Here is a 12,986-nt window from a genome sequence, read left to right as displayed (position 1 = left end):
AACCCGCTCCTACGGCGGCCTGTGTTCAACCCCTGATGCGTGTGTAGGAGCGGGTTTACCCGCGAATACGGTGGCGGCAGCAACGGTGAACGGCGGGTGGAAATTGGCCAGCAGGGCCGGCCTCTTCGCGGGTGAACCCGCTCCTACGGGCGACCGTGCGGGCTTTGCCTTCAGGCTTGCGCAGCGGGCAGGCCCGCGAAGAGGCCGATGCAGGCAACACGCCAGTCAGGCTGATAAGCTGCACTCAATTTGCATCAGAGCGTTCGGGGTTAGCATGACAGTGGATCTGGCCAGCATTCTGCTGGGCTTGGTGGCAGGGGCAATACCCTGTCTGGTGTGGGTCATGCAGGTGCAGCGCCGCCAGGGCGCACGGCAAGGTGAGCAGGCCTTGCTCGAAGAGCGCCTCAACGCTGCCCAGCTGGCCCAGGCCGGTCTGCAGGCGCAACTGGACGCCAGCCGCGACGAGGTCAGCGACCTCAGTGAGGCCAACGCCGTCAAACAGGCCCAGTTGGCCGCTCAAGGCCGTGAGCTGGAGCTGCTGCAGATCGACCGCGACAATGCCCGTGACGCCGCCCACGCCTGGAGCCTTGAGCGCGCCAACCGCGAAGCCGAACTGCGCCGCCTGGAAGCGCAAACCGCGCGCCTGGACGCAGAACTGCGTGAACAGCAGGAAAGCCACCAGCAACGCCTGGAAGACCTGCAGGAGGCCCGTGACACCTTGCGCGCCCAGTTCGCCGACATGGCCACCAAAATCTTCGACGAACGCGAACAGCGCTTCGCCCAGACCAGTCAGCAACACCTGGGCCAGTTGCTCGACCCGCTCAAGGAGCGCATCCATGCCTTCGAAAAACGCGTGGAGGAAAGCTACCAACAAGAGGCCCGCGAGCGCTTCTCGCTGGGCAAGGAGCTGGAGCGCCTGCAACAGCTCAACCTGCGTCTGTCCGACGAAGCCACCAACCTTACCCAGGCCTTGAAGGGCCAGAAGACCCAGGGCAACTGGGGTGAGCTGATTCTCGAACGCGTGCTGGAACATGCCGGCCTGGAAAAGGGGCGCGAATACCAGACCCAGGTCAGCCTGAAAAGCGCCGACGGCGAGCGTTTCCAGCCGGATGTGCTGATCATGCTGCCCGGCAACAAGCAGGTGGTGGTGGACGCCAAGGTCAGCCTCACGGCGTACCAGCAGTTCGTTGCCGGCAACGACGAAGCTGCGCTCAAGCAGCATGTGCAGTCGCTGCGCAGCCACGTCAAAGGCCTGTCGAGCAAGGACTACAGCCGCCTCGAAGGCCTGCACAGCCTGGATTTCGTGTTGTTGTTCGTGCCCATCGAGGCGGCCTTTTCAGCGGCCCTGCAGGCCGAGCCGAACCTGTTCCAGGAGGCCTTCGACCGGCAGATCGTGATTGTCAGCCCTACCACGTTGCTGGCGACCCTGCGGGTCATCGACAGCCTGTGGAAGCAGGAACGTCAAGGGCAGAACGCCCGCGAAATTGCCGAGCGCGCCGGCTGGCTCTACGACAAGTTCGTGCTGTTCATCCAGGATCTGGATGAGCTGGGCAACCGCTTGCAGCAGGTGGACAAGGCTTATGCCGCAGCGCGCAACAAGCTGTGCGAAGGGCGTGGCAACCTGGTCAGCCGCAGCGAGCAGCTTAAGCTTCTGGGCGCCCGTGCCAGCAAGAGCTTGCCGGCAGACTTGCTGGAGCGGGCGCTGTCCGACGAGGCGCTGCCCGAGGTAGCGGTTACTGAGCCAGGCTCAGATGGCGATTGAGCAGGGCGCGCAAGGCCGCCGGCTTGACCGGCTTGGCCAGGTAGTCCAGGCCTGATGCGTGTACCCGTGCGATGGTTTCCTTGCTGCCGTCGGCGCTGATCACCACACCGGGTACCGGCTCACCCAGCCGTGCTCGAAGCCAGCCCATCAGCCCGGTGCCGGTCTCGCCGTCGTCCAGGTGGTAGTCCACCAATGCCAGGTGCGGGCGCATGCCCTTGGCCAGCAGGGCTTCGCATTCGGCCTGGTTGCGCGCGGTCCATACCTGGCAACCCCAGCGGCTCAGCAAGCTGTTCATGCCAATCAGGATGCTGTCTTCGTTGTCCACGCAAAGCACTTGCAGCCCGGCCAGAGGCTGGCCGCCCTGTTGTTCCACCGGGGCGCTTGATGCTGCGGCGGCCTGGCGGGCAATCGGTACGCTGACGCGGAACACCGTGCCCTTGCCCGGCCATGAGCGCACCTCCAGCGGGTGCCCCAGCACCCGGCACAGGCCGTCTGCGATCGCCAGGCCCAGGCCTAGCCCCTTCTCGGCACGGGTCTGGTGGCTGTCCAGGCGCTTGAACTCCTGAAAGATCACCTGCAGCTTGTCGTCAGCAATGCCCGGGCCACGGTCCCAGACCTCTAGCCACAAACGCTCGCCCTGCCGGCGCGCGCCCAGCAGGATCGGGCTCTTGCCGTAGCGCAGGGCATTGGTGAGGAAGTTCTGCAGCACCCGGCGTAGCAGTTTCATGTCGCTGTCCACCCGCAGGCGGCTGCCGCGCAGGCGGAACTCCAGGCCCTTCTCGGCCGCCAGCAGCTTGAACTCGGCGCCCAGGGTGTCGAACAGTTCGTTGAGGGCGAAGGGTTTGGCATCCGGGGTGATCTTGCCGTTTTCCAGGCGCGAGATGTCCAGCAGGTCGCTGATCAGCTCTTCAGCCGAGCGCAGCGAACTGTCCATGTGCTGTACCAGCTGCCGGGCCTCTTCGTTCATGCCCTCGGCCTGTTGCGACAATGCGGCAGAGAAAAGTCGTGCGGCGTTCAAAGGTTGCATCAGGTCATGGCTGACGGCGGCCAGGAAGCGGGTCTTGGAGTTGCTCACCGCTTCGGCCTGGCTCTTGGCTTCGGACAGCGCCTGGTTCAACTGCGAAAGCTCTTGGGTACGCTCTGCCACGCGTTGCTCAAGGCGTTCGTTGGCATCGCGCAGTGCCTGCTCGGCCTCGCGGAACGGGGTGATGTCGGTGAAGCTCATGACAAAGCCGCCGCCCGGCATCGGGTTGCCGATCAGCTCGATCACCCGGCCATTGGGGAACAGTCGCTCGGAGGAGTGCGCGCGGCCCTGGCGCATCCAGTGCAGCCGCCGCGCCACATGCACCTGTGCTTCGCCAGGGCCGCACAGGCCGCGCTCGGCGTTGTAGCGGATGATGTCGGCAATCGGTCGCCCAACGCTGATCAGTCCGTCCGGGTAGTTGAACAGTTCCAGGTAGCGGCGGTTCCAGGCCACCAGGTGCAAGTTCTGGTCGACCACGCTGATGCCTTGGTTGATGTTCTCGATGGCGCCTTGCAGCAGGGCGCGGTTGAACTGCAGCACCTCACTGGCTTCGTCAGCGATGCGCACCACGTCTTCCAGCTGCATGTCGCGGCCTTCGATGGCCGCCTTGACCACCGCGCGGGTCGACGAGGTACCGAGTACGCCGGCCAGCAGGCGCTCGGTGTGCTCGATCCAGTCGCCGTCGGCGTTCTGGTTAGGGTTGAAGCCCTTGCCCTGGCGGTAGGCAAAGCGGATGAAGCTCTGCCGTGCGCGCTCTTCACCGACAAAGCGCGAGGCCAGGGTCAGCAGGTCGTCGATCTGCACCGCCAGCAGCGGTTTGCTGCTGGGTCGCGCGCTGGTCTGCTGGCCAATGAACCGGCCGGCCTGCCAATGCTCGGAAACCCGTGTGCGCGACAATACCGAAACCCAGGCGAACAGGGTGAAGTTGCCCGCCAGTGACAGCACTACGCCTTGGGTCAGTGGACTGATCGGCAGGTTCAGCGGGTTGCCGTGCAGCCATGCCAGGCCAGGGAACAATTGCAACGACCAGCCCAGGCTGTGCGCGGCAATCGGCAGCACCAGGGTGTAGAACCACAGGAAAATGCCAGCGGCCAGGCCGGCGAACACGCCGCGACGGTTGGCCTGCTTCCAGTACAGCGCGCCGAGCATGGCCGGGGAGAGCTGGGTCACGGCGGCAAAGGCAATCTGGCCGATGGTCGCCAGGCTGGCGGTGGAACCCAGCAGGCGGTAGCTGACATAGGCCAGGAGCAAGATCACCACGATGGTTACCCGGCGTACCGAAAGCATCCAGTGGCGAAATGCTTCGAAAGGCCGCTCGGCGTTATTGCGGCGCAGCAGCCAGGGCAGCAGCATGTCGTTGGACACCATGGTCGACAGCGCCACGGCCTCGACGATCACCATGCCGGTGGCCGCCGAGGCGCCGCCGATGAACGCCAGCAGGGCAAGGCTCGGATGCGCCTCGGCCAGCGGCAGGCTGATGACGAACGAGTCGGAGATCACCGTGCCTGGCAGCAGCATCTGTCCGGCCAGGGCAATCGGCACCACGAACAGCGCGGCCAATGCCAGGTACATCGGGAATACCCAGCGCGCCAGGCGCAAGTCCTGCGGTTCGATGTTCTCCACCACGGTAACGTGGAACTGCCGGGGCAGGCAGATGATTGCCATCATTGCCACGGCGGTTTGCACCACCATGGACGGCCAATTGATGGTTTCTTTCCAATAGTCCTGCAAGTGGATCGACTGGCGGGCCTGGCTGAACAGGTCGTCGAAGCCGTCATACAGGTTGAAAACGATGAAGATGCCCACGGCAAGGAACGCCAGCAGCTTGATCAGCGATTCGAAGGCAATCGCCAGGACCATACCGCGGTGGTGCTCGGTCACATCCAGGCTGCGGGTGCCGAAGACGATGGCGAACAGCGCCAGTACCAGCGACACCACCAGCGCAGTGTCCTGCACGCGGGTGCCGGTGGCATCGGCGTTGGCGCCGATCAGCAGGTTCACGCCCAGTACGATGCCCTTGAGCTGCAAGGCGATGTATGGCAGCACGCCGACCAGGCAGATCAGCGCCACCACCACTGCCAGGGTCTGCGACTTGCCGTAGCGCGCGGCGATGAAGTCGGCGATCGAGGTGATGTTCTGCTGCTTGCTGATCAGCACCATCTTCTGCAGCACCCAAGGGGCGAAGATCAGCAGCAGTACCGGGCCCAGGTAGATTGGCAGGAACGCCCAAAGCTGTTCGGCGGCCTGGCCGACCGCGCCGAAGAAGGTCCAGCTGGTGCAGTATACGGCCAGCGACAGGCTGTACACCCAGGCACGCAGCTTTGGCGGCAATGGCGTGCTGCGGCGGTCGCCATAGAAGGCGATGGCGAACATGATGGCCATATAGGCCAGGGCGACCACGGCGATCAGCCCGCTGGACAACGACATGAAGACTCCGAAGCAAAAAGGTAACGCGGTCCCGATCAATCAGTCTGGCACGCAAGTGCCGCTTCGTCAGCGCAGACGATGGTTGTAGGAGCGGGTTCACCCGCGAATAGGCCGGAGCAGGCCACATCAACCCCTGCGGGTACCCAACCCGTAGAACACCCCTGCCAGTATCACCGACAACACCAGCAGGTAGAAGACCGCCCCCGGCCACAGGTGTACCAGTGCGAACCCCACCATCACCGGCCCCAGCGCTGCCCCCAGGTTGGACAGGTTTTGCGCGCCGTAATACACCCCGCGCAAGTGCTCCGGTGCGATCAGGTCGATAAACATGTACTCGGCCGGAATCACGATGATTTCGCCCAGCGTGAACACCAGCATCGCCAGGCACCAGGCCAGTACCGAGCCCGCCAGCGCAAAACCCAGCAAGCCGGCGATGAACAGGCCCATGCCGGCCAACAGCCACGGCATCAGGCGCTGGCGGCTGATACGCCGGCCAATCAGGTACTGCAAGGCAATGACCGTCACGGCGTTGGTGGTGACCAGATAGCCGATCAGCCGTGCGGCTTCGGCCGGGTTGCTGGTGACCACCAGGTACTGGGACAGGTAGGCGGTGAACTGGCCGAACACCACCGCGCTCAGCACCCCACCCACGGTAAAGCACACCAGCCGATGATCCCGCGCCAGCCCCAGCGCCACTTGGCCGAAGCCGGCCGCGGGTTTGTCCGGTACGCTGGCCTGCAGGCTGCGATCGCCAAGGCGCCAATAAGCCAGGCACATGGCCAGGCCAAGCGTGGCAGAAGCGATGAACGGCACATGATCGTTCAGTTCAAGCATGGCCACGCCCAGCAACGGGCCGGCGGCGTAGCCGACGTTGCTGAGGGTGTACTTGATGGCGAATACCTCCGCCCGCTCATCCACCGGCAGTAATGCGCAGAAGCCTGCCTTGGCGGCGATGTCGACCACTGCCAGGGCCAGGTTGATCAACACCAGACAAAAGAAGAACGGCAGCGCCGAACGGCTGGCGACCGCGCCGACGAAGGCCAGGGCGAACAGCAGGGTACTGGCGCTGACCAGCGTGTGGTTGCGCAAGGTGTCGACCAGATGGCCACCATACAGACTCAATAGTGAGGCGATGATCAGCGCGCCACCGATCAGCAGACCGATCTGGCTGATCGGCAGCTGGAAATTGTCGGCCAGGTAAACCACCAGGTAGGGCAGGGTGAGGGCGCGGGCGACGGTAAGCGTGAAGGTGGTGGTGAGCAGCAGGCGAACGGTGTGCGGGTAGCGTTTTATGGCGGCGAGCATTACCACGTCCTTGTTGTGGGGGTGCCGAGCACAAGCATAAGCCACATGCGGTCCCTTCGGCAGCACCGGCCACGTTCGAGTGAATGTGGGGAGTTCTCGGGCTGCTTCACAGCCCTTGCAATTTATGTCTCGAAGAGGAGTGGCCACCTGGCCCTGTCGTAGGGTTATCGCTCAAGTCATCGAGCGCGCGTGCTGGGGAAAAGGGGGAACATCTGTTCTGGGCTAGAGCGAGGCCCACTCTTCACGATACTGAACCAGAAAATCCACAAAAGCGCGCACCCTCTGCGGGACATGACGACCGTGGGGGTACAACAAGGTGTACGGCCTCGACCGCCCGCCAAACGGCGTCAATACTTCGACGAGTCGCCCGTCAGCCAGCTCTTGTTCCACGATGAACTTGTAGGTCTGGAACAATCCGGCACCATTTTTTGCGAGTGTGACTCCGCCCAACACGTCGTCGGAACAGGAATAGCTTCCAGCGGTGAACACCTCACGGTCTCGGCCGTTCTCTCGGAACAGCCAAGAGATACGCCTACCGCTACTCGGAAGCTCGAATTGGATGCATTCATGCTGGTCCAGGTCCTCCAGTGCCTGCGGTGCCCCGACCTTCTCCAGGTAGGGCGGAGACGCTACGACAACCAGCTTTGCATCTTCCAGCAACCTGGCAATCATCGTGGAATCAGGTTGAGCTCGTACTCGAATCGCCAGGTCGTATCCTTCCGCAACGAAGTCGATATTTCGATTACCGAGGTGGATATCAACGGTCACCTCAGGGTATAGGTCGCGAAATTTAGGAAGCAACGGCAGGATCCGGTGGTGCCCATACGTCGTGGGCAGGCTGATACGAAGACGCCCTGACGGAGTTGCTTGAGCGCCCATGACTGCCTGCTGGGCCTCCACCAGTTGCGTGAGCGCCTGGCTGCACTGCTCGAAAAAATCCTTTCCTGCATCGGTCAATCGAATGCTTCGGGTTGTTCTTGCGAACAGCCGAGAGCCCAGCCTTTTTTCCAAGCGAAGGATCGACCTGCTTACTGCGGCCGGAGTAACACCAGCGAGCTGAGCAGCGGCAGAAAAGCTGCCCGCTTCCGCAGACAGGCAAAACAGCTCGATACTTCCCAGCTGCAGATCGTCAAAATGCCGCTTCATAGGGCTTGCACCGTATAGGGCCTAGCAGGAGGCTGAGCGTCGGACTCTGCGGTAGAGTCGCGCACCGGCATGGAAAAGTACAACTGGCGTCGAGGTCGTCTCGTGGGTAGTCCCGGCCAGATAGTACAGTGAATCTGCCCATCACCCGTACGGGCCGGTGATGAGCATACTGTCGATCAATGGCCTGCGCTTTGACCGCCGTCGACGTGCAGGATCTCGCCGGTGACAAATGAAGCGCTGTCCAGGTAGAGGATCGCTTGAACGATGTCGTTGATCTCACCCATGTGGCCGACGGGATGCAGCTTGCCCAGGGCATCGTGAGTTTCGGCGCCGTGCATCGGAGTTTTGATGATGCCAGGCGACACGGCGTTAGCGCGGATGCCTCGCTTGGCATATTCAATGGCGATCGATTTGGTGGCAGCGTTGATGCCACCTTTGGTGAGCGATGCCATTACCGACGGAACGCCGTCGATAGCATGATCAACCAGGCTGGTGGTGACGCTGACCACATGCCCGCTACCACGCTTCACCATTTCCGCGATGGCGAGTTGGGAGATGTAGAAGAAGCCACTCATATTGGTCGCAACGACTTGCGCATAGTCTTCCTTGGTATAGCTGGTGAATGGCTTGGCGACGAAAATCCCGGCGTTGTTGACGAGAGTATCGATGCGCCCGAAGCGGGCCACTGCGTCGCGCACCACTCGTTCCGCAGTGGCCGGATCCGCAATATCACCGGCAACAGTCAGGATGTCTGGGTCGGTCGATGGTTGAATGGAGCGCGAGGTCGCTACCACCTTGTGGCCGAGGGCTCGGAACCCGTTCACCACCCCAGCACCGATGCCTTGAGATGCGCCAGTTACGATGATTACCTTTTGAGAGTCGCTCATGATGTGTTCTCTACAATGGATTAAGTTTAATTGTCTGCCTCATGATTGTGATGGCGACAATTGTTTTCGGTACTCGGTTGTTGTAATGCCGGAGTAACCCCAATTGTCGGTGTCGACTTCTTCGATTACGATGTGCGTCAACTTCGGATCTTTATGAAGCACGCGCTCCATCGTTTCATTGATTTCTTTTATAACCTGAGCCTTTTGTTCCCGGGTTACACCATCACGAGTGATGCGGGCGCTGATGAATGGCATTGTAAGTTCCTCTATCAAGTGTGCATTGGGTGATGAGCAGCTGATGGAGAAACTCTAGGAACTCAGAGCGAATTGATAAATATGCCGTGAGTTACATCACTTGTGACTTCGTGTATCAAATCACGCGGTGCCATGGCTTGCTGTGCGTGTTGGCGGTCAGTGCACAGCCGTGGCAGCCTTGGCTACCCGTTTTCCAAAGCGCTGTGCGGTCAGGTAGTCGCCTACGCCGAAGAGACACTGACCGTCGAAGCGGCCGACGCGGTGCATGGCCGCTTGCTGCAGCTGCCGGCCGACAGCCCGGTGGTAGTGATCGAGCGCCTGGCCCGAGACTACGCTGGCAAACCTCTGGAATGGCGCCGCTCGCTTGGCCAGGCCTGAGCCGATACTTGCCAGTCAGCGCATTTCCCATGCAGATTTGTGGCCCGGCGCGCTTGGCGAGCCTCCAATTGAAAAGCCCTCAGGACCAAGGACGATGAGTCACTCTTCGCAATTCACCTTGCTCGGCAAGCGGCGTTTCCTGCCGTTTTTCATCACTCAGTCGCTGGGTGCCTTCAACGACAACCTGTTCAAGCAGTCGCTGATCCTGGCGATTTTGTTCAAGCTCAGCCTGGGCGATGGTGACCGATCGATCTGGGTCAACTTGTGCGCCTTGCTGTTCATCCTGCCGTTTTTCCTGTTTTCGGCACTGGGTGGGCAGTTTGGCGAGAAGTTCGCCAAGGATGCGCTGATCCGTGCAATCAAACTGGCCGAAATCGTGATCATGGCGGTTGGTGCGCTAGGCTTTGTCACCAACCATCTGGCGCTGATGCTGGTGGCGCTGTTCGGTATGGGGACCCAATCGGCGCTGTTCGGCCCGGTGAAGTACTCGATCCTTCCGCAGGCCCTGCGCGAGGAGGAGCTGGTAGGCGGTAATGGGCTGGTGGAAACCGGCACCTTCCTCGCCATCCTAGTCGGCACCATCGGCGCCGGGGTGATGATGTCGGCCGACAGCTACGCAACGGTGGTGGCCGGTGGCGTGGTCGGCACGGCTGTGCTCGGCTACCTCGCCAGCCGCTGGATCCCACGGGCGGCTGCCGCCTCGCCACAAATGCCGCTGGACTGGAACATCCTCAAGCAGTCGTGGGTGATCTTGCGCATGGGCCTGAGCCAGCCGCCGGCGGTGTCGCGCTCGATCGTCGGCAACTCGTGGTTCTGGTTTGTCGGCGCCATCTACCTCACGCAGATCCCGGCCTATGCCAAGGATTGGCTGCACGGTGACGGCACGGTGGTGACCCTGGTGCTGACACTGTTCTCGGTGGGCATCGCCCTGGGCTCGCTGCTGTGCGAGCGGCTCAGCGGACGCAAGGTGGAAATCGGCCTGGTGCCGTTCGGCTCCTTCGGCCTGACCCTGTTCGGCCTGCTGTGGTGGTGGCACTCTGGTGATGTGCCGGCTGCAGCAGCGCCGCACGACTGGCTGGCATTGCTGGGCATGAGCCAGGCGTGGTGGATCTTGCTGTCGATCGTTGGCCTGGGGGTGTTCGGCGGCTTCTACATCGTGCCGCTGTATGCGTTGATCCAGGCCCGCACGGCCGAGGACGAGCGCGCCAGGGTGATCGCTGCCAACAACATCCTCAATGCCTTGTTCATGGTAGTGTCGGCGGTGCTCACCATCATCCTGCTAGGCTTGGCCGAACTGAGCATTCCGCAGCTTTTCCTGGTGGTGTCGCTGCTCAATATCGCGGTCAACACCTACATATTCAGGATCGTCCCCGAGTTCACCATGCGCTTCCTGATCTGGTTGCTCAGCCATTCGATGTACCGCGTGCAGCACCGAGACCTTGAGCGCATCCCCGATGAGGGTGCAGCGTTGCTGGTGTGCAACCACGTGTCGTTCGTCGATGCGTTGCTGCTGGGCGGGGCTATCCGCCGGCCGATCCGCTTTGTCATGTACTACAAGATCTACAACCTGCCGGTGCTCAACTTCGTGTTTCGTACCGCCGGTGCCATCCCGATTGCCGGGCGTAACGAAGACCAGGCGACGTACGAGCGGGCCTTCGCGCGGATTGCCGAGTACCTGGCTGATGGTGAACTGGTGTGCATCTTCCCGGAAGGCAAGCTGACGGGCGATGGCGAAATCGATGTCTTCAAGGGTGGGGTCAGCCGCATCCTCGAAGAAACGCCGGTACCGGTGATTCCGCTGGCCTTGCAGGGGTTGTGGGGAAGCTTCTTCAGCCGTGACCCGGCCAAAGGTTTCTTCAAGCGCCTGTGGTCGCGGGTGACCATCGTGGCGGGCGCCGCCGTCCCGGTGGAGGCGGCGCAGCCCGAGGTGTTGCGCGAACAGGTCAGCCGCCTGCGCGGCCACCTGCGATAGGGGTTAGCTGGCGCTGACTTTCAGGCCGACAAGGCCGCAGACGATCAGCGCCACACTGACCAGCCGCACCAGGGCCATGGACTCGCCGAACAGAATGATCCCGGCGATGACCGTACCGACTGCGCCTACGCCGGTCCAGATGGCATAGGCGGTGCCCAGCGGCAACTCCTTCATGGCCAGGCCCAGCAGGCCCAGGCTGATGACCATGGCGCCGACGGTAAGGACAGTGGGGAGCGGTCGAGTGAAACCGTCGGTGTATTTGAGGCCGACGGCCCAGCCGACCTCGAACAGGCCGGCGAAAAACAGGATGATCCAGGACATGAGTGTGTCTCCATCGTTTGAATGATGGGGCCGTCCCCGGAGTGGTCACGCGGTGCGTCGTGAGGTCGTCCTCACAGTGGGCACCATGGTGCCTGTCTGCGGCCTTCCGGGCAAGTCCGCGCCTGCTGGCCAATTTCCCCCCGCCGTTCACCGTTGCCGCCACCACCGTATTCGCGGGTAAACCCGCTCCTACACCTATCGGGGGTGGACACACATTGGTGATTGGGCGCAGGCCGTCGTGTAGGAGCGGGTTCACCCGCGAAAGGGCCGGCCCTGCTGGCCAATCTCCACCCGCCGTTCACCATTGCCGCCGCCACCGCATTCGCGGGTGCTGGTGGAAACGATCCAAGCCAGCACCCGCATCTCATACCCGTCAGACCCCTTGCGGAATCTCTTCCCCACCCAGTGCCTCGAACAGCGCTGGCAGGAATTCGGCAAAGGTCATCATCATCAGCTGGAAGCTGGCGTCGAACTGCTGCGCAGCCTCATCGCCACCGTCCTGCTCGGCCTGCTCCTGCAGCAGTTCTTCGAACTTCAGGCGCTTGATGACCATCTTGTCGTCGAGAACGAACGACAGCTTGTCTTGCCAGGCCAGTGCCAGCTGGGTCACCACCTTGCCAGTGCTCAGGTGCAGCTGAATCTCTTCGCCGGTCAGGTCCTGGCGCTTGCAGCGCACGATACCGCCATCTTCGGCGGTGTCGCGCAGTTCGCACTCGTCCAGCACATAGAAACCTTCGGCCGCTTGCTGCGATTTGACCCAGTCGGTCATGGTGGCCACCGGCGCAATCTTCACCGTGGCCGGGCGCACCGGCAGCGAGCCCATCACTTCACGCAGGGTCGACAGCAGGTCTTCGGCCCGTTTGGCGCTGGCCGAGTTGACCAGGATCACGCCCAGGCGCGGGGCAATGGCAGCGAAGATCATCGAGCGGCGGATGAATGCACGCGGCAGGAACGCCTGGATGATTTCGTCCTTGATCTGGTCGCGCTCCTTTTTATAGACCTTGCGCATTTGCTCGGTCTCGATCTCTTCGACCTTTTCCTTGACCGCGTCGTTGACCACGCTGCTCGGCAGGATGCGTTCTTCCTTGCGCGCGGCAATCAGCAGGTACTCGCCGCTGACATGCACCAGGGGAGCGTCTTCGCCTTTGCCGAACGGCGCGACGAAACCATAGGTGGTCAGCTCCTGGCTGGCGCAGGGGCGGGCCGGCTTGCTGGCCAGGGCGGCTTCCAGCGCTTCAGGCTCGAACGGAACTTCCTGGGTCAGGCGGTAGGTCAGCAGGTTCTTGAACCACATGAGGGGCAATCTCTCCTTAATGCATAAGGCGGGCATTATTCTCCGAGCGGTGAATTGAGGCCAGCCCTGTCAGAGGGCCAGCAGTGGCTTATGCATGAAAGAATCGCCCGACAACGCTAGGTCTTTGAAAGGGCAGAGGTTTTTTTTGCAAAAAGTTTAAAAAGTGCTTGCCAGGGTGCGGGGCGCTCCGTAGAATGCGCGCCACACCGAGACGA

The 12,986-nt window shown here is 62.1% G+C and carries 9 protein-coding genes and 1 pseudogene; 3 read left to right on the top strand and 7 right to left on the bottom strand.

The window, feature by feature from the left end; translation table 11 throughout:
* Window positions 1-388: 388 nt before the first annotated feature.
* Window positions 389-1,762: a DNA recombination protein RmuC gene (gene rmuC / locus ACF8EF_RS23750; RefSeq protein ID WP_176685504.1), complete on the top strand. Its 1,374-nt coding sequence runs from the start codon at window positions 389-391 to the stop codon at window positions 1,760-1,762.
* Here the strand turns inward: rmuC and ACF8EF_RS23745 are convergent.
* From ACF8EF_RS23745 to ACF8EF_RS23725, 5 genes are all read right to left on the bottom strand, one after another.
* Window positions 1,734-5,213, bottom strand: coding sequence for a NahK/ErcS family hybrid sensor histidine kinase/response regulator (locus ACF8EF_RS23745; protein WP_392460835.1), 3,480 nt, complete (start codon window positions 5,211-5,213; stop codon window positions 1,734-1,736). The two genes, rmuC and ACF8EF_RS23745, sit on opposite strands and share 29 nt — an antisense overlap.
* 126 nt (window positions 5,214-5,339) lie before the next feature.
* Window positions 5,340-6,518 carry an MFS transporter gene (locus ACF8EF_RS23740; RefSeq protein ID WP_176685470.1) on the bottom strand — a complete coding sequence of 393 codons (1,179 nt, stop codon included), beginning with the start codon at window positions 6,516-6,518 and terminating at the stop codon, window positions 5,340-5,342.
* Window positions 6,519-6,740: 222 nt separating this feature from the next.
* Window positions 6,741-7,664 (bottom strand): LysR family transcriptional regulator, encoded by a 924-nt coding sequence (locus tag ACF8EF_RS23735; RefSeq protein WP_176685469.1) that lies wholly within the window; start codon window positions 7,662-7,664, stop codon window positions 6,741-6,743.
* Window positions 7,665-7,840: 176 nt separating this feature from the next.
* Window positions 7,841-8,551: an SDR family NAD(P)-dependent oxidoreductase gene (locus tag ACF8EF_RS23730; RefSeq protein WP_176685468.1), complete on the bottom strand. Its 711-nt coding sequence runs from the start codon at window positions 8,549-8,551 to the stop codon at window positions 7,841-7,843.
* 39 nt (window positions 8,552-8,590) lie between these two features.
* The gene (locus tag ACF8EF_RS23725) at window positions 8,591-8,806 is read right to left on the bottom strand and encodes a 4-oxalocrotonate tautomerase family protein (protein WP_392460836.1); all 216 of its coding nucleotides are present in this window, start codon (window positions 8,804-8,806) and stop codon (window positions 8,591-8,593) included.
* Between the two features lie 159 nt (window positions 8,807-8,965).
* On the opposite strand from ACF8EF_RS23725, the pseudogene ACF8EF_RS23720 reads away from it, so the two are divergent.
* Window positions 8,966-9,184, top strand: a pseudogene (locus tag ACF8EF_RS23720) (UTRA domain-containing protein); the annotation flags it as partial.
* 94 nt (window positions 9,185-9,278) lie between these two features.
* On the top strand, window positions 9,279-11,156 hold the full coding sequence (locus tag ACF8EF_RS23715) for a 1-acyl-sn-glycerol-3-phosphate acyltransferase (RefSeq protein WP_176685466.1): 1,878 nt from the start codon (window positions 9,279-9,281) through the stop codon (window positions 11,154-11,156).
* Window positions 11,157-11,159: 3 nt separating this feature from the next.
* Here the strand turns inward: ACF8EF_RS23715 and sugE are convergent, their stop codons facing one another.
* Entirely contained in the window at window positions 11,160-11,477 is a 318-nt protein-coding gene (gene sugE, locus ACF8EF_RS23710) for a quaternary ammonium compound efflux SMR transporter SugE (RefSeq protein ID WP_010952753.1), read from the bottom strand.
* A 373-nt stretch (window positions 11,478-11,850) separates the two neighbouring features.
* Window positions 11,851-12,771 carry a recombination-associated protein RdgC gene (rdgC, locus tag ACF8EF_RS23705; protein WP_209964092.1) on the bottom strand — a complete coding sequence of 307 codons (921 nt, stop codon included), beginning with the start codon at window positions 12,769-12,771 and terminating at the stop codon, window positions 11,851-11,853.
* Window positions 12,772-12,986: the final 215 nt, after the last annotated feature.

Origin of the sequence: Pseudomonas sp. zjy_15 (assembly GCF_043101865.1) — a bacterium.
GTDB classification, from domain to species: Bacteria; Pseudomonadota; Gammaproteobacteria; order Pseudomonadales; family Pseudomonadaceae; genus Aquipseudomonas; species Aquipseudomonas putida_Y.
Note: the sequence above shows the minus strand (reverse complement) of the source record. Positions and strands in the feature narration are given on the sequence as shown.